A 25,376-nucleotide genomic window follows, 5' to 3' on the forward strand; every position below is an offset into this window, starting at 1 on the left:
CTCAAATCATGTGAATCACCGGGGACGGCGCCCCCGGCTGGTTATTCTGCTGCCTTGATCCGCGCAACAACCCTGGCCGCAAGATCATCAGGCCGGAATTTCGCGAGAAAATCATCAGCGCCGACTTTCTTGACCATCGCCTGGTTGAATACCCCGGACAGAGAGGTATGCAAGGTGATGTGCATCTTCTGCATACGCGGGTCATTACGTATCGCAGCTGTAAGGGTATAGCCATCCATCTCCGGCATTTCAATGTCGGAGATCATCATCAGGAACTCTTCTTCCGGTTTTTTACCCTCTTCGACCATTTTGCGCAGGTAATCCAGCGCTTGACGGCCATCGTTAAGGGCAACCACCTCCACACCGACGGTTTCCAGGCAGCGGCTGACCTGCTTGCGGGCCACCGACGAGTCATCGACCGTCAGCACACGCAGCGAAATCGCCTTGTGCTGAACCTCGGCATCGATCACACCGACCGACACTTCTTCGGAAATAGGTGCGACTTCGGCAAGAATCTTCTCGACGTCGATAATTTCCACCAACTGATTATCAACCCGGGTAACTGCGGTCAGGTAATGATCGCGCCCGGTACCTTTGGGTGGTGGATGAATCTCTTCCCAGTTCATGTTGACGATGCGTTCTACAGAATGCACCAGAAAACCCTGAACCTTGGTGTTGTACTCGGTAATGATGACGAAGGAGTTGACCAGCGAAATCATGCCTGTGGAACCCGTCGCCATCGCCAGATCCATGATCGGGATCGTGCCGCCACGAATATTGGCCACACCCCGGACGATCTTGCTCGACTTGGGCATGATGGTGAGTTTCGGGCATTGCAGTACTTCTTTTACCTTAAAGACGTTGATCCCGTAGAGCTGCTTGCCGTCGAGACGGAACAAGAGCAGCTCCAGGCGATTCTGACCCACCAGCTGAGTTCGCTGGTTTACCGAATCCATTACACCTGCCATGCCGAACCCCCTTACCAAAATGACCGCCGCCCAGACACCAGATCAACAAGCGGCACGGGCTTTGCTATTTATTACCTCATGAACGCAAAGACGACAATTTCTCGACACCTCGCATTAGAAACCCGCAGGCTTCTGTGCGCAATCGCTCTGCTGTGCCTTTGTGGCACGGTGAGCCTCGCTCGCGCAGAGAATTTCACACTGCCTGAACAGCTTATCGGCGTCACCCAAGGGTTTCTTGAGTTCACAGTAGAAGACTATTTGGCAACCAACCAGATTGACGGGCGTCATGACATACAGGTCAAGCAGCTCGACCCGCGTTTACGGATGGGTGCCTGTGACAAGGATTTGACAGCCACACTGGAAAGCCCGCGCCCGGTCGGCCGGGTTACGGTGCGGGTACGCTGCGAAGGCTCTTCGCCCTGGACAGTATTTGTGCCGGCCCAGGTGCTGCTGTATCGCAACGTCGTGACCGTGATGCGCCCGCTGAAACGCGACGCCATCGTTACTGAAGAAGACGTTGCGCTGCGTGAGCGCGACGTGAGCAGCCTGGGCCAGGGATTTCTGGCCTCTCTTGATCAGGCCGTCGGTCAAAAGGTTGTCCGACAAATGGTCATCGACCAGGTCGTTACCCCGGTGGCGCTGGAACAGCCACAAATGATTCACAAGGGCGACCAAGTGGTCATCATCGCCCGCAGCGGTTCGCTGGCGGTGCGCATGCCCGGCGAAGCGATGTCCGACGGCGGTTTCAACGAACAGATACGGGTGAAAAACCTTAATTCCCAGCGGGTGATCAAAGCGAATGTCACCGGCCCAGGGCAGGTGGAAGTGGCCATGTAATGCATTGATGCTGGCGCACAGGGTGTGTTTTTTTAGACTGCGGGGAATATCCGACGGTGAAAAGCGTCTATTGGGAAGCTTTCTCACAATCGGCCTAAAGTTTGATAGGGGTTGGCCGAAAACAAGGCAAGCGTCCAAACACCCAGAGGTTTTTTCAATCATGGTCATAGATTTCAGTCGCCTTAACAATTCACAGTCTGTTGCCGGTACAACACGTACCAGTGCCAGTAAAGACACCGTCAAAACCGATGCACCAGCCCCTGCAGCCACCGCAGGTGTCAAAAGCACCGGGGAAACTTTTTCTTTGAGCAGTGAGGCTCAACAGTTGCAGAAAATCACGGACAAGCTGACCGATCTGCCAACCGTCAATAGTGCTCGCGTTGCCGAGCTCAAACAGGCCATCGCCGACGGTAGTTACACAGTGGACAGCAACCGTGTCGCCAGCAAGCTGTTGAATTTCGAAACCCAACGCTAAGCCAAGGCTGGCGCTGGATATTCTGGACGCTTAAAAACCAGAGCATGCGATGCAAGACACTACTTTGTTGCAGATGATCACTGACGACATGGTTTCGGCCCGACAGCTTCTAGAGCTGCTGCAGGCCGAATCCCTGATTCTTCACGGCCGCGACATGGGCGAGATGGAGCAGGTACTGGCGCAGAAACAGGCGCTGGTCATTCTTCTCGATCAACATGGGCGCAAACGTAGCCAGGTGCTTGCGGGCATGGGGCTGCCAGCCAATCGCAGTGGTCTCCAGCAACTGGCCAGCCAGTCGGATGTCGGCGAGCAATTGCTGATGGCCGGTGACGAACTGAATGCGTTGATCAATGAATGCCAGACGCTGAACGAGCAGAATGGTAGTCTGATCCAGCTGCAACAGATCAGCACCGCTCATCAGCTTCGCATACTGAACGGCGGTGAGACGCCCACGCTCTATGACAGTCGCGGGTCAACTGCGCTTAGAGCAAAACCACGCCCTCTGAGTCAGGCGTAACTTCCTGTATCAAGGTTTCGTGCGTAGTGGCAGAATGCCTGTTGTTGCGTTGCCGTAGTATTTTGCCTGGAGATTCAAGAACGTGAATGGCTCAAGCGCGGACGATGTTCCGCAGCCCCCGAAGGTCCTCAACACACCTTTGGAAATTGCCGCTAACCTGCGGTTGCTACTCGAGAGTCATGATCCTCTGATCATTACCTTCCATGAGCGTGCCCAACGCTTTCAGAGCTACCTGCTTGAAGTCGACCGTGACAGCAACGTCATGGCGCTCGACGAAATGATCCCCCGCGATGGCGAACGCTTTTTAAGTAATGGCGAGTCTTTCCGCGTCGAAGGTTTTCACGACGGCGTGCGTATCGCCTGGGAAAGCTCATCGCAGATGGAGATTGTCGATACCAACGGGCAGCGCCTGTACCGCGGGCCGATGCCTGAAGAGGTGATTTACCACCAGCGGCGCAACGCATTTCGTGCAGCGCTGAAGCTGGCGCAGCTGGTCGACATCGAGATCGGTGGAGACCGTTTGAAATCCCCTCTGACCGGCAAACTGCTGGACATCTCTGCAACCGGTTGCAAACTGCGCTTTGAAGGCGATGTGTCCGAGCGCATGCAGTTGGGCCAGGTATACGAACGATTTATTGCGAAGTTGCCATTCGGAGCAATGACAGCTCCGGTCGAGCTGCGTTATTTGCACTTCGAGGAAAGATTTCACACCACCTTTGCCGGCGTGCGCTTCCACAACATGAGTGGGCTTGTGCAGCGTCAGGTTGAGCGTTTCGTCTACCAGTTGCAGCGTGAAGCTCGCCGCTTCGACAAAGACGACGACTTCTGATCCCCGCTTCTGCTTGCTGGTGATTGCGGCAACCTGCCGCAATCACACCGTAATCCCCTGCTCTGCCCCCGCTACACTCAAGCCTTCCAGGTCTCGCTTTCACGCTCGCGTTCGTGCTCTTCAGCTTCGGCTGTTTCCGTGCCCGCGACCGGCTCGGCCTGTGCCTCGGTTTCTGCGTCGGCGTCGGCCACCACTTCAGACTCAGGTTCGGACTCCGGCTCGACGGTGGTCTGCATCTGCTCCTGAACCACCTGCTCATCGACACGCGGGTCGAGTGCAACCACCAGGGGCGAACTGGACATGCTGTCCGGCATGGCGACGTGATGCAGCGGTGCGTTTTCGACCTGATGCAAATGGGTAACGGCCTTGGGTCTGATCAGCATCACCAGAATCACCCCGGCACCACAGACGAACGCATACAGCATGTGGCCGCCAAACAGCTTCATGACCACGCCGGCAGCCAACGGGCCGATACTCGCGCCGATGCCATAGGTCATCAGCAACATGGCCGTCAGCGACACCCGGCGCTCGGCCTCGACGTGGTCATTGGCAAACGCCACCGCCAGTGGATAGAGGCAGAACTGCATCAGCGAGGCGAGAAAGCCGACGCCGAACAGGACTTCGACCGGCACACTCGGAAACACCGCCAGCGGCAATGACGCCACCACCAGTGCAGCGGCAAAGATGCGCATCAGTACGGATCGGTCATAGCGGTCGGAAAGCAGACCCAATGGCCACTGCACCAGGAACCCGGCCAGAATGCAGCAGCCCATGAACAGACCGACCTGCTCGGTGGACAGCCCCTGTTCGGCGGCGTAAACCGGTGCCAGACCGTAGAACGAACCGATGATTAGCCCGGCACCCAACACCGCCGTCAGCGACTGCGGCACACGCTTCATGAAGAAGAGCGGCTCCAGCGGTGCCGGGTGCAACGGTGCGGGGTGAATCGCCCGGGTCATGGCGACCGGCACAAGACACAGCGCGAAGCACAACGCCACCAGCATCAGCAGCTCAGGGCCCAGTTGCGGGTGGACCACCAGTACCAGTTGCCCCAGCACCAGGCCCAGATAGGACGCAATCATGTAACCGCTGAACACCATGCCGCGCTGTTTGGCGGCGGCCTGCTCGTTCAGCCAGCTCTCGATGACCATGTATTGGCACATCATGCCCAGGCCGACAATCACCCGCAGCACCAGCCAGGCGGGCAGCCAGCTGATCAGGCCATGCCCGAGCACCGCAGCACCAACGATACCGGCGCAGGTGGCATAGGCCCGAATATGACCGACACGACCGATCAGACGGTGACCGATCTTGCCCCCCAGGACCAGACCGAAATAGTTGGCGGCCATCAGTGCACCGACCCACAGGCTGTCGACCTGATCGGCCGCCAGGCGCAGGGCCAGATAAGTGCTCAGCAGACCTGAGCCGATCAACATCATCAACGAGGCAAAATAAAGCGCTCGAAAGGACTTCCAGATTTGGCGCATCAACTTTCCAAAAATAGGGAGTCGCCCGACCGGGCGAGCCCAACACTGCGATTCTTAAACCTGAGCAGCCAGAACGCGCCGTTCCCAGGGGGTTATCTCGTCAAAAAAACTGGTCAGTTCCAGGGTCTTCGACGCGATGTAGCCTTCGATGAATTCATGACCAAACAGTTCCTTGGCCAACTGACTGCTTTTCAGACGCTCCAGAGCGGCGTGCAGGGTACACGGCAATGACAATTCTTCCGGCACCTCAATCGCGCCTTGCATGGGCGGGGTGGGTTCCAGCTTTTGCTCGATGCCATGCAGCCCGGCTGCCAGGCTTGCGGCAATGGCCAGATAAGGATTGGCGTCGGCGCCTGGCAAACGGTTCTCCACCCTTCGAGCCGCTGCTGCACTCGACGGGATGCGCAGGCCGGCTGCGCGATTGTCGTAGGACCAGCAGGCGTTATTGGGCGAAGCATAGGGTTGGCACAGGCGCTGATAGGAATTCACATTGGGCGCGAACAGCGCTGTGAAATCAGCCATGCAGGCTTGCTGACCCGCAATAAAGTGACGAAACGTGTCAGTCGGTTGGCCATCTGCACCACTGAAGACGTTTACCCCGGAGTCTGTTGCTACAACGCTCTGATGAAGATGCATCGAACTGCCCGCCGTGTGAGCGAGCGGCTTGGCCATGCAGACCACAATAAGCCCGTGCTTGAGCGCGACCTCCTTGAGCAGGTGCTTGAACAGAAAGGTCTGGTCGGCGAGCAGCAGCGGGTCGCCATGCAGCAGGTTGATCTCGAACTGGCTGACGCCCATCTCGTGCATCACCGTGTCACGCGGCAGACCCAACGCCGCCATGCAGGCGTATACCTCGGCGAAAAAAGGCCGCAAGCCATTGTTCGAGCTGACACTGAACGCTGAATGCCCCTGCTCGCGTCGTCCGTCAAGCCCTGTCGGCGGCACGAACGGATACAGCGGCTCGGGGTTGGGCGCAAAGATAAAGAACTCCAGTTCGGTGGCCACAACCGGTGCCAACCCCCGTGCGGCGTAGCGGGCGATGACGGCCTTTAGCTGGCTGCGCGTCGAGAGCATGCAACGCTCGCCGCTCAACTCCTCGGCATCGCAAATCGCCAGGGCGCGCGGTTGCTCGCTCCAGGGTAGACGATGGACCTGCTGCGGATCGCTGAGCAGCGCGAGGTCGCCATCATCGCTACCGTAAAACCGTGACGGCGGGTACCCGCCCATGATGCATTGCAGCAACACCCCCCGCGCAAGCTGCAATCGCCTGCCCTCCAGAAAACCGGCAGCGGTCATCACCTTGCCGCGAGGCACGCCGTTCAGGTCCGGGGTCACACACTCCACTTCATCAATGCCCATCAGCAGCTGTGCCAGCGGATGGGGGTCATTGCGTGTCATGGTTCAATCCTTTGTCATGGGCCAGGCCGCTTGGCGGCAACCCGTACAAAATACGCAGCGGGCGTTCGGGATATCAAGCACTGAAACGACTTAGTGAGAAGGATTACAACCCGGCCTCGACCTGATCCGACGAAAGCGGTCTTGGCCGGGTTCTTGCTGTGTACCCCGGTCACAACAGTTCGACTGTCATTTTTATGTCAATGGCAACGCCTTTGCCGGAAGCCCTTGAAGCAGATGCCCTTTCGAACAGCAATCGGATAAAACACGAGCAGAGAACCCTCCATGAGCGCACCGATTCCAGTAACTCGTCCTCTGTTACCGCCTCTGGAGGAGTTCATTCCCTACCTCGAACACATATGGGAAAGCCGCCAGCTCACCAATGGCGGTCCGTTTCACCAGCAGCTTGAAAAGGAGCTGGCCGAGAACCTGGGCGTGCAGCATCTCTCGCTGTTTTCCAATGGCACGCTGGCGCTGATGACTGCCATTCAGGCGCTGCGCATCAAGGGCGAAGTCATCACCACGCCCTACTCGTTCGTGGCAACCGCCCATTCGCTGCTCTGGAACAGCCTGACGCCGGTGTTTGTCGACATAGACCCGGGTACTTATAACCTGGACCCGGAGCGCATCGAAGAAGCCATCACTCCGGCTACCACGGCGATCATGCCCGTACACTGCTACGGCATCCCGTGTGACGTCGACCGCATTCAGCAGATTGCCGATCGCTATGGCCTGAAGGTCATCTACGATGCCGCCCATGCGTTCGGTGTCCAGCATCGCGGGCAAAGCCTGTTGAATCACGGGGATCTGTCGGTGCTGAGCTTTCACGCCACCAAGGTGTTCAACACCTTCGAAGGCGGGGCCATCATCAGTCCGGATGCCAAGACCAAGCAACGTATCGATTACCTGAAGAACTTCGGCTTTGCTGACGAAGTGACCGTGGTCGCGCCGGGAATCAACGGCAAGATGAGTGAAATCAACGCTGCGTTCGGTCTGCTTCAGTTGAAGTACATCGATGAAGCGCTCTTGAAACGGCAACGTATCGATGAACGCTATCGCGATGCGCTGGCAACGGTACCGGGGCTGAAAATTCTCTGGAAAAGCACCGAAAAACACAATTACTCGTACTTCCCGGTGCTGGTCACCGAAGACTTCGCGATTTCTCGCGATGACCTTTATCAGCGGTTCCGCGACCACAACATCCTGGCGCGCCGTTACTTTTACCCGCTCATTTCCACATTCCCGATGTACCGGGGCCTTGACTCGGCAAAACCTGATCGCCTGCGTGTCGCGACCGGTCTGTCCAGTCAGATCCTGTGCCTGCCGATCTACGACAGCCTGACGGATGAAGCCTTCGACAGCATCATTGATGTGATCGTCACAGCCAGTAAAGAGAACTGCTAATGCGAACGTGCCCGGTCTGCTCCTGTCGTTTTCCGAACTTCTATCCGCTGGGTAGAAGCCATCTGGAAATCCTCCACCGCCTGAACGTCCACTACTGCATCGAAGACTTCGAGACCCTTAACGTCGGGCAATACAGCTGCCCCGAATGCATGGCGTCGGACCGTGACCGGCTTTACGCGTTGTTTGCCATGAACATGCTCGACAACCCGCCGGGCAAACCGCTGCGCATTCTCGATATAGCACCGGCAGTGGTGCTCTCGAAGTTTCTGCGCAGCCTGCCCAACGCCCGATATCGCTCGGCCGACCTGTTCTCGCCGCTGGCTGATGACGTGGTCGACATCATGGACATGCACATGTATGCCGACGAGTCCTTCGATTTCATCGTGTGCTCGCACGTACTTGAGCACGTACCTGATGACCGCAAGGCCATGTCCGAGCTGTTTCGGGTACTGGCCAAAGGCGGCTCTGCCATCCTGATGGTGCCGATTCTGCTGACCGCCACCGAAACCGAAGAAGACCCGGACGAGGCCAGCGTCGATGAGCGCTGGGCGCGCTTCGGCCAGGACGATCATGTGCGGATGTACGCCAGACAAGACTTCCAGTCCCGTTTGACGCAGGCCGGTTTCGACGTGAAGGCCCTCGGCTCGCAGGCATTTGGTGAAGGCGTCTTCAAGCAGCACGGCATTACGGAGCAGTCGGTTTTGTATATAGGCCAAAAAAGCTGACGACAACTGCAGATCATGGACGCCGACTGCGTTGCCCGGTTGGTTTTTAAAACTTTTTCAAAAGTGGTATTGCGATGAGTTCTTCACGCCTGGTCAGTATTGTCATCCCCGCTTACAAACCGGCTTTCTTCGAAGCAGCGCTTGCCAGCGCGCTGCGCCAGAACCACGACGACATCGAGATCATCATCACCGACGACTGCCGTGACGATGGCATCAAGGCTATTGTCGAAAAGCTCAGCCCGAACAGCCGCTGGCCCATTCACTATTTCAAAAATGCAACGCCGCTGGGCGAACCTCACAACATCGCACACGCCATAGCGCGTGCGCAGGGTGAGTACATCAAGTTTCTCTACGACGATGACATCCTTCTCCCGGACTGCGTGCGCCTGATGTTCGATGTCATGCACGACAGCCCGGACATCAAAGTCGTGTCAGCGACCAGAAAGAGGATCGACGCCAACGGCGCTCTGCTGGCAGACAACCTCTACACGGCCTACCCATTCGGCAAAAACGTCGTTCTGAACGGTCCCGAGCTGGTGTCCTTTCTGGCCAGTCACCCGATCAACTTCGTCGGCGAGCCCAGTGCAGTCATGTGTCGTCGCGAAGACCTGCTGGTATTCGGGCAGGACATCATGTCTCTGCAACAGGTGCTGATCTGGGGGCTGGGTGATTTGGCCATGTACGTAAAGCTCTTGCGTCATGGCAACCTGGCGATGCTCGCCCGTCCCCTTTCCTATTTCCGGGTGTCGGATCAGCAGAGCAGCGAGGCATTCAGAAAAGACCCGACCCTGCCTCGCGAAGGTCACGCCAACTTCAGGCGCATTCCCACAGAGCTGGGCTGGGTAAGGCCTGACGAGTTCAATGGCAAGGTCAAGGTTGCTCCGCTGCCACAACGCGACAATATTCAGGAAATGGACCTGCTGGCCTACTTCGACAGAAGGCCCGAAGCCACTGTTCGGAATACCCGTGTCGCCGGCTGGCTGGCTCAGCGTCGACCTACGCCAGCCCAGCATGTGTTGCTTGAAGAGTACCTGCAACAACACAACGGCGGCCCTGCGGTTGCGATTGTCGTGTCGGACTTCAATCAGCAGCCCGAGAGCGTGCTGAGCACGCTGCAAAGCCTGGCGTCCGATGCGCCTCTGCTCGACAAGCTCAAGGTGTTTGTCCTTGCCGACTACGACCGGGAACAGCAGACGCCGCTGCAAGCGCAACTGCCCTGGCGGGATGCCAGCATGGAAAACCGCGCAACAGTCATCAACGCGTTGATGCAGGAAAACGACCAAGCGTGGTGGATCCTGGTTGACGCCGGCACGACGTTCACCTTGAGCGGCCTGCTGTGCGCCGTCATGAAAATGATCGAAACACCCGAAGCCTGTGCAGTGTTCGGCGACGAAGTGACCCTGCATGCGCAGGCAGGTGCTCATCTGGCCTTTCGCCCGGACTTCAGCCTGGATTACCTGCTGACCTGCCCGGCGGCAACCAGCCGCAATTGGCTGTTCAATCGTGAAAAAGCTCTGGAAGTGGGCGGCTTCGACCCAGTCCACGCGCAGGCCATTGAACTCGACCTGATCCTGCGCATGATTGAGGGTTCGGGCTATACCGAATTTGCGCACTCTTGCGAGCCGATGATCATCTCGCCCTTATGGCAGGCGCAGGAGAACTACGATCAGGCGCGCACCGTGCAACGGCATCTGCACGTGCGTGGCTACCCAGGCAGTAAGGTGCATGCGCTGGAATCGGGACTTTACCGGATCGATTACGGCCATGCCGAACAGCCTCTGGTCTCCATTCTCGTCACCTCGCAGGATCAGCTCGAAACGCTGCTGCCCTGCGTAGAGAGCATTCTGGAAAACACGACATATCCGCACTATGAAATTCTGATCTGCGACAACAACAGCCAGTCGGCACAGACCACGCAATGGCTGGCGACCATCGATTCGATGCAGTCGGAGCGGATTCGCATCGTTCGCCACGAACAGGCACTGAGCCCGTCGGCGCTGCTCAACTCCGCAGCCGAACACGCGCTGGGCGACTATCTTGTGATGCTCGACAGCCACGCCCTGATCATTCAGCAGGACTGGCTCAACCACCTGCTCAACCACGCACTGCGCCCTGAAGTAGGTGTTGTCGGCGCGAAACTCATTTCGACGGATGGCAATGTCGTGCAGGCCGGCATCATCATGGGCCTCAATGGCACCGCGGCCACCGTCACTGCCAGCGACATCGCAGGATCTGCGAGCGATGCGCAACGTCTGGAAACAGATCAGAACTACAGCGCTGTCAGCGGCTCCTGCCTGATGATTCGCAAGTCCGTGCATGAAGAGGTGCAAGGCCTGGACGAGCACTTGTTCCCCCTGCACTTCAATGACGTGGACCTGTGCTTAAAGACACGCAGCACCGGGCATCTGGTCGTCTGGACACCGCACGCCATCGTCGCGCTGCGCCCGGACGACGCACAGAGCGACGCTGAAGCACTGGACTTCGCGACGCGCGCGCTCTACCACCGCTGGCTGCACTACATGGCCTGGGACCCTGCATACAACAAGAATCTGACGCTGACTGACAGTTTCGTTGCCCAGAGCAACCCGCAACTGAGCTGGCGGCCATTGACCCACCGTCCACTGCCGGTGGTCCTTGCTCTGCCCTGCAATCATGCGGCTGCCGGCAATCGCATCAGCACCGCGCTGCAAAGCCTGAGCGCCGAGCGCGAGACAGACGGCATCATCAGCCATGCGCCGCTTCCATTCGTGGAAATTGCCAGACTCAGCCCGGATACGGTGGTTATCCAGGGGCCAGTAAACGAAAGCCTGATTGCCAGCATCAACGCGATCAAGGACCACACCAATGCCTGGGTGGCCTACGACCTGCCGCACTACCCGGCGTACGCTGAAATCGACAAGAGCGCTGTGCCACTCGCAACAGTGCAGGCCTCCCTGCGCCACGGGCTGGCGCGGGCAGATCTGATCACAGTCCCCACAACAGCGCTGGTGGAGCTGCTGGAGGGCTCACACCCCAACGTTCAGGTGATTGAAACCCGACTTGCGCCTGAGCCATGGCGCAATCTGCAAAGCCAGCGCCAGACTCGCCCCAGACCTCGTGTAGGTTGGGTAGGCACGGCGGCAGAAACGGGCGACCTGCTGATTCTGTCAGAAGTCATCAAGGCGCTGGCAGACCGTGTGGAGTGGGTCATCATGGGACCCTGCACGCGCTGGCTACGCCCTTATATTCATGAACTGCGTTCGCCCGTGGAGGGCACTTTGTTCCCCGGGACGCTGGCCAGTCTGAACCTGGATCTGGTGTTGGCGCCTGCAGAATCCAACCTGATCAATACGAGCAAAAGCCCGGTGGCCCTGCTGGAGTTCGGTGCCTGCGGTTTTCCAGTCATTTGCAGTGATGTGCTCAGCGTGCCTGAAGACCTGCCCGTCACTCGGGTGGAAAACGAGACGAATGCCTGGGTCAGTACCATCGAGCAACACATTGATCAGTTGGATGAGTGCGCACGCAAGGGCGATGCCTTGAGACAGGCTGTCGTTGATAACTGGATGCTTGAGGCCGATCACTTGCAAGCCTGGCGCGATGCCTGGCTGAAGGGCTGATCAGAAAGGATTAAAACCAACAACAAGCTCTGCGTCCGGGCGGTGACGCAGAGCGATGATGTTTACCAGTGTATGACGCACGCCCCCCACGAATAGCCCACCCCGAACCCGACCGCAGCAACCCGGTCGCCCGGTTTCAGCGTACCGCGGTTCAAGGATTCCTTCAGCGCAATGGGAATGGTGCACGACACCGTATTGCCACAGTGCTGGAAGGCAGAAACGAACTTCTCGACCGGCAACTTCAAACGCCGACGCAGGGCATCCAGCATGAAGTGGTTGGCCTGATGAAACACGAACAGATCGACATCGGCCACACCCAGTTCGTCATCGAACAACGACGCGAACAACTGCGGTACGCGGGTCATGGAAAACTCGAAAATCGCCGGGCCATTCATGTACAGGTGTGCATCGGTACGCACGCTGCCACCGTCATCCTGATACTCGGCAGGCTGAAGGTTTTCCGCCGAGGGCCTTCGCGCACCACCAATCGGGACCATCAGGTTTTCCGCCCCGGAGCCGTCACTGCCATAACGAAAACGTTCCAGGAAAGGCCCGCCCTCAGTCGCGCTGAGCAGGGTCACGGCCGCGGCATCACCGAACAGGGTACGAACACTTTTGTCCTGCGGATGAATGTAGCGGCTGTAGGTTTCCGCCGTCACCAGTAACACATTCCGGCATTGCCCTGACTCGATCAACCCTTTGGCGATGCCAAGTCCGTAAATGTAGCCTGAACAGCCCTGATTGAAATCGAAGGCGGCGCAGTGGGTGGGGAGCTGCAAGCGGTGCTGCAGAATGCAGGCGGTGGCGGGCAATACATAATCCGGGCTTTGCGTGCAGTAAATCAACGCGTCTACTTCGCTGCGCTGAATATCTCCGTTGAGAAACAACTTCTCGCAGGCGCGGTACGCAAGGTCGGACGCAGTTTCATCCTTGTCGATGATGCGCCGCTCGCCAATACCGGTCTTCGAGAAGATTTTCTCGACATCCCATTCGGGAAATTCGCGCGCCAGTGTTTCATTGTCCAGCGAATGAGCAGGCAGTTCATATTCTATGTTCACGATCCTGGCATGAGCGCCCATGAGCGTTACCCCGATATGCGTGTGGCAGGTACACCGAATACTGTAGTGCCAGCGGCGACATTGCGTATTGCAACGCTACCCGCTCCGACCACAGCCTGTTTGCCGATCCTTACCTTTGGCAGGACGCTGGCATGCGTCCCCATGAAAACACCCTCCTCCAGCACGACACCGCCAGTGATATCGCAATGCCCGCTCAAGGTGGAGAAGTCGCCGATGTCTGCGTCATGCCCCACCAGACAGCCAATATTGAGGGTTACAAATGCGCCGATGCGAAGATCGACCGTGAGCACCGTTGAAGGACAGATCACCGCACCCTGGCCAATGGAAACATTTTCGCCAATGATGACCGAGGGGTGAATGAGGGTGAAAAATTGCGCGCCCCTGGCAAGGAGTTTTTCCACGACCAGGCGCTTGCCGCTCGGGTCGCCGATCGCACAGACCAGATACTCTTCGGGCTTTGGCTGGTAGCCGTCCACCGTCGAAACGACAGGCGGATAATGGTCGAAGCGCTCGGTTGAGCCCGGGCCGTCATTGATGAATCCGGCGATGAGCCATCCCGGATTGTTCTCCACCCAATCCGTCAGCCAAGCATGCACTTCACGGCCGAAAGCGCCGGCACCTACGATGAGCAATCTATTGGCATTCATTGCGCCAGGTATCCTCCATCCACAACCATCGCTGTTCCGGTCACCCAGCGAGCCGCCGGAGACAACAGGTAATTGACCGCATAGGCTATGTCCAGCGGCTCACCAAACCCCAGCGGGTGCTTCTGCTCAACCACGGCCATGGAATCGATACCGACCAGATCTTCAAGCTTGCGGGTCATTTCGGTTCGCACTATGCCCGGCGCAATGGCATTGACCCTTATTCCGTCTCTGGCCAGTTCAAGTGCCGCAGCGCGGACCATCGATTCCACTGCGCCTTTACTGGCGCAGTAGGCCATCAGGGAAGGCTGGGCGGCCTGAGCCATCACCGATGAAAGCAGAACAATACTGGCCCCTTGAACGAAGACGCCTTTCTGCCTGAATGACTTTATCAGCGAAAAGCCAGAGGTCACGTTGGTGGCAAACACCATTTCCCATTGCTCGATTGCCAGGGCTCGAATCGGTAGCGGCATCTGTACACCGGCAGCATGCACCAGCCCGTCGAAAGGCCCGTAGGTGCTGGCCAGGGTTTTCATCCAGGCCGGGACTGCGTGCCCGTCAAGCAAGTCAAAAGGCTCGACCCCGTGACTCTCACCGTGAAGCTGGCGCCTTGTTGCTTCAAGCCGTTCGGTGTTCCTGGCAACCAGTACCACCCGGGCGCCCTGCTGGCTCAGCCATATCGCAACCTGGCTGCCGATGCCGGAAGAGGCACCTGTGACCATGATCAATTTGCCGCTTAATGAAAACGGATTACTCACCACCCAACGTTCCTCTTCAGGGCTGACCGGCACCGCCTGGAAAACCCCTGATCGCTTATGACTCTGTAACGAGACCGATGACGTCATCCACACTCTTACAAGCGTTGAGACGGTTGGCCGACAGGTTCTTATCCAGCCGTTCATTCGCAAGCGACATGAAGGTCAGGACCGCAATGGAGTCCCAATCCAGACTTTGTCCTTTGCTCAAGGTGCCTTCGCCTGCTTCCATCGCTTCTTCGATCAGCTTAAGTACTTTGTCTTCCATCTCGATGCTCCCGGACAGCCTGCTATTGGATTAAAACGCGCGCCGACCAAAGCCTGCGCCTGACAGGACGTTAGCAATAATCGAACCAAGCCATTGAGCACACGGGGAAGCCCCTGTTATCGGGCTGGACAGGGGCAAAAGGCAGGCATTGAGGACACGAAAGTCAAAAACATGACAGGCTTATCGACAACGGGATAACGCAAGTGCGCGGCACCGCGTCAATATAATGCTGGTGCGCGGCTGTCTCATATTTCGCAGCAATTGCAGTTCGGGTTTCAGGGCAGATAAATGCTGAACATTCCCCCGCCCAGCACGCCGCCGTTGGCGATTTCGATTCGCCCGCGCATGCCGTTGCGCACATGCAGCCGGGCAATGTGCGCAGCAAAGTACAAGCCCAGGCCGGTACTGCCACTGCCCTGATTGATGCCCTGCACGTATTCGGTTTGACGCTCGATCAGATACGCCGGGTAACCGGGGCCGTCGTCATTGAGGGTGATCTTCAACTGACCGCCTTCTTCACCGATGCTGATCACGATCTGCTCGCGGGCAAAACCGATTGCATTGACGATGATATTGCCGACCACCGAGCCCACCAGTTCACGGTCAAAAAAGCCCAAGGGGCTCATCTCATCGATTTCATAGCGCGCGGCGATACCGCGGCTGGCCAGCACGTCCTGATGGTGCGCCAACTGCGCTTCGATGAAGTCGTCCAGTTCATGGTAATCCGGACGCAACGGCAGCTGGTTGACCCCGAGTTTGTAAAGGCCAAGCAACTGCACAAGCATGCCGTTGAGGTTGGCGAACTCATAGTCGATGACGCCCTGTTCCGGCATGTCACGCTGATGACCGGAAAGCTTCGCCAGCCACTCGCTGTGCGCCTGTGTCAGGGTCGCCAGCGAGTTTTTCATGTCATGTACGGTGGAGGCGATCACCATCGAAAAGTCGAGGCCCTGCTCTGTCTCTTCACTCATGCGCCAAACGCCCTCTCCCTGAGTTTCTGGTAACGCTCATAACGCGGATCGCTTTCCGGAATCTTGCCCAGCACGGTCAGGCTGGCACGGCACTCGTCAATGCCGGCCTGCCCGAGGTTCTGCCCCGGATGAAGCAGCGACTGCACCATGTTCAGCACAATACTGATGTTCTTCGGCTGCAAGCCCAGGGCGCTGCGGAAAAACGCCTGTGCCTCGGTGAGGTTGCCGGCCTTGTAACTGCGCACGCCTTGCAGGTTGAAATCGACGGCAGCCTTGCTGGCGCCCAGAATCGCGGGATCGTCGGTCATGCTGGCGACGCTTTTCATCACCGCAGGATCATCGCCATAGGCTTCAGCACAGCTCTTCAAAACACTGGCACCCGCTTCTTCCTGGCCCAGTTTCTTGAGCTGCGCAGCCACCATCAGGGCGGCATCTGCGCTGAGCACCTGCTCCATGCCATCGAGCCTGGCCATGGCCTGCTCGGTGAGCTTGGCTGCGGTTTCCGGGTCCGAGTGCTGCAGGCTGGCAGCCTTCATCAGGCGGGTGCGCACTTGCAGACCTTCGTCGTCGGTGTGTTCCTTGGCAACGTCGACTAGGGCGTTGTTGATCTCGACACGCGTGCGCGCATCCAGCCCCTGCTCGCCGCCCTTGCTGATCAGAGCATGTGCCAGACCCAGGTTGGTTTCCGGGTCCTTGAAGCGCGAATGCTGGCCTTGGGAAACCGCCTGGCGATAGGCTTTGGAGGCACTTTCAAAATCCTCGTTGCCCAGCGCCAGCTTGCCCAGCAGCTTCTGTCGACGGACTGCCAGAGGGGACAGGCGCACAGCGCTTTCCAGGACCGTCTGCGCCCGCTTGGCATCGCCAAGCGCCACCAGCACATCAGCCAGGCCGTCGAACAGCGCCGGCATGGCCGGAAACGCCTTGATTGCCTGCTCATAGACGGCCTGCGCTTCGGCAGTCTTGCCGCGTTTCAGCAGCAGACTGCCCAACGCGCCGTAGGCCCACGGCGTGGCACGATCAGCCAGAATGGTCTTGAGAAAAGCTTCCAGTGGCTCGTTCTGCTTCAGGTCCCGCAAGGCATCCGCCTTGTAGCGCAAGCACAACGGCGCATAACGCGGGTCCTGCTCGATCAGCTTGTTGCACGCGGCCAGTACCTCGGCCGGTTTGCGCCGGTCGAGGGCCTGCAGAATCGGCTTGAGCAAGGTCTTGCGCTGCACCAGCTTTTCCAGGCGCTGGGCCAGCCCGGCACGGTTGAACGGCTTGGTCAGGTAACCGTCCGGCTCCCACTCAAGCGCACTCATGACCATCGCCTGACTGTTTTCGGCGGTGACCATAATGAACACGCTTTCGTAGCTCAGCAGCCGCTCGACCATCAAGTCTTCCAGCACCTGCTGGCCATTCTTGCGGCCATCACCCAGATTGAAGTCGTGCAATACGAAGTCATAACGCTTTTGCGAGCACATGCGCAGCGCCTGCTCGCCGGTGTCGGCGGTATCCACTTCCTTGACGCCCAGTTCACGCAGCATCGACCGCACTGAACTGCGAAAGTCAGAGAAGTCATCAACGATAAGAAAGCTTTTTTGGTTGTACGCCAGCATCCGGATTCCTGCACAGGAGAGGGTGAAAATATGAGACCCACGGCCTGAAAACCACTCAGACCCGACTCGGCAGCCCATTTTTCAGGACGCACATAATAAATGATGGCAACATGCCATAACACAGTTCGCCGTTGCCGCCCTCCCCGCAACAAGCCACGCGGTTCAGGGCAACACTCAGTTTTTCGACCATACGGGCAGAAACTGTAGAACGAACATCAACTTCGCGCATTGTCCGGGCGGCAGGCATGCAGACATTTTGCGAGCTGGATCGTAATTGCAGGAGCAGGAAGGGAGTTTTAGCGGAGGCTCATCACCTTTCGCTCATGCCAGCGCGCGGCGCTGGCATGAACAGGTGTTTCGGGCAGGTTTACACCCAGCCATCGTTCTTCTTGCGACCCTTGGTCAACGCCGGAAGGATCAGGCCCACCAGCAGGCCTGCACCGGCAATGCTGCCGCCATAGACCATGTAGCGCATCATCACCTGCTTGTTCTCGTCGCCGAGCCGCGCCTGAGTGGCACGCAATTCGGCCTGAGAATCAGCCAGTTGATCGTTAAGGGTCTTGGTGCGGGCTTCCAGTTCGTCGACCAGTTTCTTGCGCGCATCAAGAGTCTCTTGCATACCTTGCACACGGGTCTTCCAGGTATTGTCGATGCCTGCCAGTTGATCGGTCAGTTCGCTGACCTGCTGGGTCAGTTGCGGCACACGCTCGGCCTGACCAGGCACCTCCTGCAGGTCAGTGCTGGGGATCCACACCGTGGAACCGCCTTCGCCGCGCACCTGGCTGAACTTGCCCGAAGAGCTGAGCAGCTCGACCTTCTGCCCGGATTTCAGCGTCCCCACAATCCGATGATCATCGGTTGGTCCGCTGCGTACGTAGGTGGTGAGGCTGTCGCTGACCCAGCGATCGCTGCCTGCGGCCTGCGCGTTGCCAGGAACGACAACGGTCAATGCAGCGCCAAACAGGCCTGCGCCGAGCAAGCGACGCGAAACAGCGAACAGGCCAGGGGCTCGGGAAAGAAGTGCGGAGAAATGACGAGACATGGCGATAATTATCTTTATCTGAAATGAAAATAAAGCCTCGTTTAACGGGCCGGCTAAGGATGGGAGCGGCAGGAGATCAAAGGTTTTGCAACTCCTGCCCGGACGGAATGTCTGCCTATCAGGCGCGCTTAAAAAGCACCTGATGATCCGTTTCGTGCAGGCCGTCCAGAAAGTCCATCAGCTAACAGACTCCGTTAACGGGGTCAGGTTCACTATTGCCCGTTGTCCGCGTCAAAATTCAGCCGCACGGTCATCCCGGGCAAGTGCCTGCTTTCAAAAGAATTCGCTTGTCGATTCAATTCTGCGATGGCGCACAAAGGCTCAAACAGGGGACGTCTGCGGTCCGGCGTTTGCTTTCCCGGCCAAGTGCTGTAGAAAAGGCTCCACAGGGGTGAATGTTCTCAATGTTCACCATCCTGATGCTCGACTGCATCGCTCTAATGGAAAATAGAATGATCCCAAGACAAGTGATTAACGCCACCGTAAGCCCGAAAGGCAGCCTTGAAACCCTGTCCCAACGCGAAGTGCAGCAACTCAGCGCGGCCGGTTCAGGCAGCACCTATACCCTGTTTCGCCAGTGCGCCCTGGCCATTCTCAATACTGGCGCCCACGTTGATAACGCCAAGACCATTCTTGAGGCGTACGAAAGCTTTGAAGTGCGAATTCATCAGCAGGACCGCGGTGTGCGCCTGGAGCTGCTCAACGCTCCGGCCGATGCGTTTGTCGATGGTGAAATGATCGCCAGCACCCGCGAGATGCTGTTCAGCGCCCTGCGTGACATCGTTTACACCGAAAGCGAACTGGACAGCCAGCGCATCGACCTGAGCAATTCTCAGGGCATCACCGATTACGTGTTCCACCTGCTGCGCAATGCCCGCACGCTGCGCGCTGGCGTAGAGCCGAAGATGGTGGTGTGCTGGGGTGGTCACTCGATCAACACTGAAGAATACAAATACACCAAGAAAGTCGGCCATGAACTGGGCCTGCGCAGCCTGGATATCTGCACCGGCTGCGGCCCTGGCGTAATGAAAGGCCCGATGAAGGGCGCGACCATTGCCCACGCCAAGCAACGCATTGTCGGCGGGCGCTATCTGGGCCTGACCGAGCCGGGCATCATTGCGGCCGAAGCACCCAACCCGATCGTCAACGAGCTGGTGATCCTGCCGGACATCGAAAAACGTCTCGAAGCCTTCGTGCGCGTTGGCCACGGCATCATCATCTTCCCCGGTGGCGCAGGCACGGCTGAAGAATTCCTCTATCTGCTTGGCATTCTGATGCACCCGGACAACAAGGACGTACCGTTCCCGGTAATCCTGACCGGTCCGAAAAATACCGAGCCGTACCTGCAACAGTTGCACGCGTTCGTCGGTGCCACGCTGGGTGAAGAAGCGCAGCGTCATTACCAGATCATCATCGACAACCCGGCAGACGTCGCCCGGCAGATGACTCAGGGCCTGAAAGAAGTGAAGCAGTTCCGCCGCGAGCGGAATGACGCGTTTCACTTCAACTGGCTGCTGAAGATCGAGGAAAGCTTCCAGCACCCTTTCGATCCCACTCACGAGAATATGTCGAAACTGCAACTGAACCACGACGTGCCCACTCACGAGCTGGCCGCCAACCTGCGCCGGGCGTTTTCCGGGATTGTCGCGGGCAACGTCAAGGACAAGGGCATTCGCCTGATCGAGGAGCACGGTCCTTATCAGATTCAAGGCGATCCTTCGATCATGGGGCCGCTGGACAAGCTGCTGCAGGCGTTTGTCGATCAGCACCGGATGAAGTTGCCCGGTGGCGCGGCCTACGTGCCGTGTTATCAGGTCGTGGCCTGATCCCACGGCAATAACCGGCAGGCAAACGGGGCGCCCTTGAGCGCCCCGTTTCTATTTCTGCTGACGAAACGCTTTGGGCGACTGCCCGGTGGCGCGTTTGAAGAAGCGCGAAAAATAAGCGGGTTCGGAAAACCCGAGGCTGTCGGACACCTGATTGATGGTCATGGTGGTGTAGATCAGGTTGCGCCTGGCCTCCAGCAACAGCCGCTGGCTGATGATCTGCAAGGCCGACTGGTTGCACAGGCGCCGACACAGCGAATTCAAATGCGCGGCGCTGATGCCCATGGCCTGCGCATGCCGGTGAATGGACCAGTGCTCGCGAAAACTCGCCTCCAACTGATGCATGAACACCTGCAAATGCTCACGGCCGCGGTCCATGGCGTGAATTTCTTCGCCAGCATGCTCGCTGCTGCGCCGACTGAGCCAGACCACCAGCACGTTGATCAATGAATGCAGCATCAGATCGCGACCAGCCCTGGGCTGCCGGTACTCACGGGCGATGGCGCTGAACAGCGTATCAACGTAATGGCTGTCCGCCCCTAGCTCGTAACACCGTGTCGTGCGCATTGCCGAGCTGTCGAGTGCCGTCTCAAGCTGCTCCACCAAGGGTTTGGCCAGACTGAGAATGTGCCCCTGAATATCTTCGGCAAACCTGAAGGTGTGCACGCTTAACGCCGGAACCACCTGCAGCGAAGGTGTCTCGACCTCGGTGACCACATCCTCGACCTTGAGCATCGCCCTGCCGGACTGCACATACAGCAACTGCACCAGATCTCCATGGCGATGCGGCTTGATCTCCCATTCGTGCATCTTGCTGCGCTCGGGGATCGACTCGCAATGGATCAGGTCCGGGGTCGGCCAGGCCGCGGTTTCCCCGTAAAGCTTGAACACCGGTATCGTTGCAGTGGCAGGTCTGGCCATGTGTTCTTCTCCCGTCCGGACCCTCGAAAAGTCCAGATAATGCGTCGAATATTGCCTTCTTATCTCGATGGCATCCATTAAAAATGCAGGAGACAAAAACAATCATATCCCGCTGATGACACTTGGCAGGGATCAAAAACAGGACCATCGCCATGAAAACCCAGGTTGCCATTATCGGTTCAGGCCCTTCAGGGCTGCTGCTGGGCCAACTGCTGCAGCGTGCCGGCATCGACAACGTGATTGTCGAGCGCAAGGACCCCGATTACATCCTCTCGCGCATCCGCGCCGGCGTGCTTGAGCAAGGCATGACCGACCTGTTGCGTGAAGCAGGCGTCAGCGAACGAATGGACGCCGAAGGCTTGATTCATGACGGTTTCGAGCTGGCCTTCGACGGGCGCTGTGAGCGCATCGACCTGAAAACCCTGACCGGTGGCAGAACCGTGATGGTCTACGGCCAGACTGAAGTCACCCGCGACTTGATGGCCGCGCGCGCAGCAGCAGGTGCGATGACTGTCTATGACGCGTCTGACGTGAACATCCACGATCCAAAGACCGACAGTCCCTATGTGACGTTCGTGAAAGACGGCGAAACCGTGCGCCTGGACTGCGACTACATTGCCGGCTGCGACGGTTTCCATGGTGTATCGCGGCAATCGATCCCGTCTGAAACGCTGAAAATCTTCGAGCGCGTTTACCCGTTTGGCTGGCTCGGCGTGCTGGCCGACACGCCGCCGGTCAACGAAGAGCTGGTCTACGCCAATCACCCGCGTGGCTTTGCCCTGTGCAGCATGCGCTCGGCCATTCGCACCCGCTATTACGTGCAGGTCAGTGCCGAAGAGAAAATCGAAGACTGGTCGGACGAACGCTTCTGGACCGAGTTGAAAGCCCGTCTGCCCGAGCATCTGGCAGACCGCTTGGTGACCGGCCCGTCCATCGAGAAAAGCATCGCGCCGCTGCGCAGCTTCGTGGTTGAACCCATGCAGTACGGTCGCCTGTTCCTGCTCGGCGATGCTGCGCACATTGTCCCGCCTACCGGCGCCAAGGGACTGAACCTGGCGGCCAGTGACGTCAGCACGCTGTACCGGATTCTGCTCAAGGTTTACCGCGAGGGCCGCACCGACCTTCTGGAAAAGTATTCGCAAATCTGCCTGCGCCGCGTGTGGAAGGCCGAGCGTTTTTCCTGGTGGATGACCTCGGTGCTGCACAACTTCCCCGACACCGATGCGTTCAGCCAGCGCATCCAGCAAACCGAACTGGACTACTACGTCGGCTCGCAAGCCGGGCGCAGGACCATTGCGGAGAATTATGTGGGCTTGCCGTATGAGGCGATTGAGTAGCGTATTTCACCTATTGCGTATGAGGACGCAGAGCGTCCTGAAAAGCATGCCGACGCCGAGCGTCGCACGATAGCGGTAGTGAGCTCTGCGTCCGGTCTTGAGCAGCGTCGCCAAGAGGATGCGCAGCCATGCAATGCAATGCACGCCAGCGCAGAGCCCTGCGTTGTGCAATCACACAACGCAGGCCCTCCACAGCCGTGCAAAACCCCAAAGCGTTTTCATGGGCACCACTCTATGATCGGCAGTGCACCTGACAGCTCCATAGCTGCATAAAAACAACAAGCACAGAGGAACACACGCCATGACCGCTACCTCGACCCAAGAGGCGGGCGACGCTGACGGCAATCATGTCTACCGTCGTATCACCCTGCGCCTTATTCCGTTTATCTTCATCTGCTACCTGTTCAATTACCTGGACCGCGTGAATGTCGGCTTCGCCAAGCTGCAGATGCTCGACGCCCTGAGTTTCAGCGAGACTGTCTATGGCCTCGGTGCCGGTATCTTCTTCATTGGCTACGTGCTGTGCGGCTTGCCCAGCAATCTGGCGCTGAACCGCTTCGGGCCGCGCCGCTGGATCGGCCTGATGATGATTACCTGGGGCATCTTCTCGACCTGCCTGCTGTTCGTCACCACGCCAGTCGAGTTCTACGTCCTGCGCTTTCTGACCGGCATGGCAGAGGCCGGCTTCTTCCCCGGCATCGTGTTGTACCTCTCGCGCTGGTATCCGAACCAGCGTCGCGGACGGATCATGGCACTGTTCATGTCGGCCATTCCGGTCTCCGGACTGCTGGGCGGTCCTTTTTCCGGATGGATTCTCAACCATTTCGCTGCGGGCCAGGGCGGAATGGCCGGCTGGCAATGGATGTTTCTGATTCAGGGGCTGCCTACCGTGGCGCTGGGTGTGCTGGCCTTCGTTCTGCTGTGCGACAGGGTCGAGGATGCCCGCTGGCTGACGCCCGCGCAGCGTCAGCGGGTCAAGACCGATATCACCAACGATGAACTGAGCCGTCCGGTGCAGGGTAAAAGCTCGGTGGCTTCGGTGCTGAGCATGCCGTTCATATGGATTCTGGGCTTTATCTATTTCTGCATTCAGAGCGGTGTCTACGCAATCAACTTCTGGCTACCGTCAATCATCAAGAACCTCGGTTTCAGCGATGCCCTGGTGATCGGCTGGATCAGCGCCGTGCCTTACCTGATGGCAGGCGTGTTCATGCTGCTGGTCGGCCGCTCCGCCGACCTGCGCAATGAGCGCCGTTGGCATTTGGTGGTGCCGATGCTGATGGGCGCCACGGGCCTGATCATCGCCGCCAACTTCGCGACAATGCCCATCATCGCCATTCTCGGCCTGACCATCGCGACCATGGGTGCCCTCACCAGCCTGCCAATGTTCTGGCCCTTGCCAACCGCACTGCTCAGCGCCAGCGTTGCAGCGGGCGGGCTGGCGCTGATCAACTCGATCGGCCAGATGGCAGGGTTCCTCAGCCCGTATCTGGTGGGCTGGATCAAGGACCAGACCGGCTCGACCACCCTTGCGCTGTACTCGCTGGCCGCGCTGACCATCGTCGGCAGCCTGGTGGCCTTGCGAGTCAGTCGTCAATCGAAAGGCAAGGTTGCGGCGACCGCCTGAACTTAACCACACAGTTCTCTTGAGCCAGGCCATGTGCCTGGCTTTTTGATTGAACCTGTCACTTTCAGGCAGAAACCCTACCGAAAAATGAAAAAAACGATCAAAACGCTTGCCATAAATGATTGATTCAATCATTATCGTTTTACTAAAAATAAAACGAGAACCTGGCCATGCAATTTCGCGGCATCATCCCAGCTCTGGTCACACCCTTCACCGCTGATCAGCAACTCGACGAGCAAGCCCTGCGCAATCTGATCGAAAACCTCCTGAATGCAGGCGTTCACGGGCTTTTCGTACTGGGCACCAATGGCGAATTCTTCACCCTTTCCGAATCGGAAAAACTCAAAATTGCTCGAATCACTGTCGAAGCCGTGGCAGGACGTGTGCCGGTTGTGGTCGGTACCGGCGCGTTCGCCACGCACGAAGTGATTGAAATGAACAAAAAGATGATTGATGTGGGCGCAGATGCCCTGTCGATCATCACGCCGTACTTCAATGCCATCAGCCAGTCCGAACTGATCAAGCACTACACCGCCATCGCCGACGCTGCCGAGCTGCCGAGCTGCCGAGCTGCCGCTGATGATGTACAACATCCCGGCCAAGACCGGCATGTCGATCGGCATCGGTGCCGTGGCAACCCTCAGCCAGCATCCGCAGATCAAGGGCATCAAGGACAGCGCCGGCAATTTCGACGCACTGGTGCAGATGATGCAGTACCGCAGCGACGACTTTGCGGTGTTCGCCGGAACCGACTCGCTGATCTACTGGAACCTGCTGGCTGGCGGTGACGGCGCTATTGCCGCAACCGCCAACGCCGTGCCGGAGGTGGTCATGTCGATCTGGAACAACTTCCAGTCAGGCAACCACGAAGCGGCCCGTGCCGCGCAGGAAGCCCTGCGCCCGCTGCGCGATGCCTTCGCGCTGGGCACCATGCCGGTGGTGCTGAAAACCGCAACGCAACTGCTCAATGTCCCGGTCGGCCCGTGCCGTGCGCCCGTGCAGCCGCTCGATGCCGCCGCACTGGAAAAACTCCAGAAGCTGCTGGCCGTCTACCGCCAAGCCTGAGGTAATCGCG

General features: G+C 58.3%; 22 protein-coding genes and 1 pseudogene. 12 read left to right on the plus strand and 11 right to left on the minus strand.

The window, feature by feature from the left end; translation table 11 throughout:
- Positions 1-41: 41 nt before the first annotated feature.
- Entirely contained in the window at positions 42-968 is a 927-nt protein-coding gene (locus AC4ANE_RS18495) for a chemotaxis protein CheV (protein WP_002554322.1), read from the minus strand.
- 78 nt (positions 969-1,046) lie between these two features.
- Between AC4ANE_RS18495 and flgA the strand changes: the two genes are divergently transcribed.
- The 4 genes from flgA (at position 1,047) to AC4ANE_RS18515 (ending at position 3,626) form a co-directional block, all read left to right on the plus strand.
- Positions 1,047-1,805, plus strand: a complete 759-nt coding sequence (gene flgA / locus AC4ANE_RS18500) for a flagellar basal body P-ring formation chaperone FlgA (protein ID WP_002554323.1) — start codon at positions 1,047-1,049, stop codon at positions 1,803-1,805.
- 160 nt (positions 1,806-1,965) lie between these two features.
- Positions 1,966-2,280: a flagellar biosynthesis anti-sigma factor FlgM gene (flgM, locus tag AC4ANE_RS18505; protein WP_002554324.1), complete on the plus strand. Its 315-nt coding sequence runs from the start codon at positions 1,966-1,968 to the stop codon at positions 2,278-2,280.
- A 49-nt stretch (positions 2,281-2,329) separates the two neighbouring features.
- Positions 2,330-2,797: a flagella synthesis protein FlgN gene (locus AC4ANE_RS18510; protein WP_002554325.1), complete on the plus strand. Its 468-nt coding sequence runs from the start codon at positions 2,330-2,332 to the stop codon at positions 2,795-2,797.
- A gap of 82 nt (positions 2,798-2,879) precedes the next feature.
- Positions 2,880-3,626: a flagellar brake protein gene (locus tag AC4ANE_RS18515; protein ID WP_031595790.1), complete on the plus strand. Its 747-nt coding sequence runs from the start codon at positions 2,880-2,882 to the stop codon at positions 3,624-3,626.
- 77 nt (positions 3,627-3,703) lie between these two features.
- On the opposite strand, the gene AC4ANE_RS18520 is transcribed toward AC4ANE_RS18515, so the two are convergent.
- Both AC4ANE_RS18520 and AC4ANE_RS18525 read right to left on the minus strand, forming a co-directional pair.
- Complete coding sequence (locus AC4ANE_RS18520) at positions 3,704-5,113, minus strand: MFS transporter (protein WP_002554327.1); 1,410 nt, start codon at positions 5,111-5,113, stop codon at positions 3,704-3,706.
- 54 nt (positions 5,114-5,167) lie between these two features.
- Positions 5,168-6,409: a glutamine synthetase family protein gene (locus tag AC4ANE_RS18525; RefSeq protein ID WP_161794679.1), complete on the minus strand. Its 1,242-nt coding sequence runs from the start codon at positions 6,407-6,409 to the stop codon at positions 5,168-5,170.
- Between the two features lie 384 nt (positions 6,410-6,793).
- On the opposite strand from AC4ANE_RS18525, the gene vioA reads away from it, so the two are divergent.
- The 3 genes from vioA (at position 6,794) to AC4ANE_RS18540 (ending at position 12,233) form a co-directional block, all read left to right on the plus strand.
- On the plus strand, positions 6,794-7,912 hold the full coding sequence (gene vioA, locus AC4ANE_RS18530; RefSeq protein WP_460408452.1) for a dTDP-4-amino-4,6-dideoxy-D-glucose aminotransferase VioA: 1,119 nt from the start codon (positions 6,794-6,796) through the stop codon (positions 7,910-7,912).
- Complete coding sequence (locus tag AC4ANE_RS18535) at positions 7,912-8,637, plus strand: class I SAM-dependent methyltransferase (protein ID WP_002554330.1); 726 nt, start codon at positions 7,912-7,914, stop codon at positions 8,635-8,637. Before vioA ends, AC4ANE_RS18535 begins: the two co-directional genes overlap by 1 nt.
- Before the next feature lie 74 nt (positions 8,638-8,711).
- Positions 8,712-12,233: a glycosyltransferase gene (locus AC4ANE_RS18540; RefSeq protein WP_002554331.1), complete on the plus strand. Its 3,522-nt coding sequence runs from the start codon at positions 8,712-8,714 to the stop codon at positions 12,231-12,233.
- A gap of 62 nt (positions 12,234-12,295) precedes the next feature.
- Here AC4ANE_RS18540 and AC4ANE_RS18545 read toward each other — a convergent pair whose 3' ends face one another.
- The 7 genes from AC4ANE_RS18545 to AC4ANE_RS18575 form a co-directional block, all read right to left on the minus strand.
- Positions 12,296-13,312 (minus strand): ketoacyl-ACP synthase III, encoded by a 1,017-nt coding sequence (locus tag AC4ANE_RS18545; protein WP_002554332.1) that lies wholly within the window; start codon positions 13,310-13,312, stop codon positions 12,296-12,298.
- A 5-nt stretch (positions 13,313-13,317) separates the two neighbouring features.
- Positions 13,318-13,959, minus strand: coding sequence for a dTDP-4-amino-4,6-dideoxy-D-glucose acetyltransferase VioB (gene vioB / locus AC4ANE_RS18550; protein ID WP_002554333.1), 642 nt, complete (start codon positions 13,957-13,959; stop codon positions 13,318-13,320).
- Complete coding sequence (locus tag AC4ANE_RS18555) at positions 13,956-14,717, minus strand: SDR family NAD(P)-dependent oxidoreductase (protein ID WP_002554334.1); 762 nt, start codon at positions 14,715-14,717, stop codon at positions 13,956-13,958. The genes vioB and AC4ANE_RS18555 overlap by 4 nt, the downstream gene beginning before the upstream one ends.
- Before the next feature lie 52 nt (positions 14,718-14,769).
- Positions 14,770-14,979, minus strand: a complete 210-nt coding sequence (locus tag AC4ANE_RS18560; protein WP_002554335.1) for a hypothetical protein — start codon at positions 14,977-14,979, stop codon at positions 14,770-14,772.
- Positions 14,980-15,254: 275 nt separating this feature from the next.
- Complete coding sequence (locus AC4ANE_RS18565) at positions 15,255-15,950, minus strand: sensor histidine kinase (RefSeq protein WP_002554336.1); 696 nt, start codon at positions 15,948-15,950, stop codon at positions 15,255-15,257.
- Positions 15,947-17,548 carry a tetratricopeptide repeat-containing response regulator gene (locus tag AC4ANE_RS18570; RefSeq protein WP_002554337.1) on the minus strand — a complete coding sequence of 534 codons (1,602 nt, stop codon included), beginning with the start codon at positions 17,546-17,548 and terminating at the stop codon, positions 15,947-15,949. Before AC4ANE_RS18570 ends, AC4ANE_RS18565 begins: the two co-directional genes overlap by 4 nt.
- A gap of 367 nt (positions 17,549-17,915) precedes the next feature.
- Positions 17,916-18,590: a TIGR04211 family SH3 domain-containing protein gene (locus tag AC4ANE_RS18575; protein ID WP_002554338.1), complete on the minus strand. Its 675-nt coding sequence runs from the start codon at positions 18,588-18,590 to the stop codon at positions 17,916-17,918.
- A gap of 452 nt (positions 18,591-19,042) precedes the next feature.
- Here AC4ANE_RS18575 and ppnN point away from each other — a divergent pair, with 452 nt between their 5' ends.
- Positions 19,043-20,416 carry a nucleotide 5'-monophosphate nucleosidase PpnN gene (gene ppnN, locus AC4ANE_RS18580; protein ID WP_002554339.1) on the plus strand — a complete coding sequence of 458 codons (1,374 nt, stop codon included), beginning with the start codon at positions 19,043-19,045 and terminating at the stop codon, positions 20,414-20,416.
- A gap of 51 nt (positions 20,417-20,467) precedes the next feature.
- On the opposite strand, the gene AC4ANE_RS18585 is transcribed toward ppnN, so the two are convergent.
- Positions 20,468-21,337, minus strand: coding sequence for a helix-turn-helix domain-containing protein (locus AC4ANE_RS18585; RefSeq protein WP_002554340.1), 870 nt, complete (start codon positions 21,335-21,337; stop codon positions 20,468-20,470).
- Between the two features lie 152 nt (positions 21,338-21,489).
- On the opposite strand from AC4ANE_RS18585, the gene pobA reads away from it, so the two are divergent.
- From pobA to AC4ANE_RS18605, 4 genes and pseudogenes are all read left to right on the plus strand, one after another.
- Entirely contained in the window at positions 21,490-22,674 is a 1,185-nt protein-coding gene (gene pobA / locus AC4ANE_RS18590; RefSeq protein ID WP_002554341.1) for a 4-hydroxybenzoate 3-monooxygenase, read from the plus strand.
- Positions 22,675-22,975: 301 nt separating this feature from the next.
- Entirely contained in the window at positions 22,976-24,301 is a 1,326-nt protein-coding gene (locus tag AC4ANE_RS18595) for an MFS transporter (protein ID WP_002554342.1), read from the plus strand.
- A 170-nt stretch (positions 24,302-24,471) separates the two neighbouring features.
- A pseudogene (locus tag AC4ANE_RS18600) lies at positions 24,472-24,789 on the plus strand (dihydrodipicolinate synthase family protein); the annotation flags it as partial.
- A 91-nt stretch (positions 24,790-24,880) separates the two neighbouring features.
- Positions 24,881-25,366, plus strand: a complete 486-nt coding sequence (locus AC4ANE_RS18605; RefSeq protein ID WP_235208760.1) for a dihydrodipicolinate synthase family protein — start codon at positions 24,881-24,883, stop codon at positions 25,364-25,366.
- The last annotated feature ends 10 nt before the right edge of the window (positions 25,367-25,376 follow it).

It is taken from the genome of Pseudomonas sp. Pme6b, from assembly GCF_058129925.1.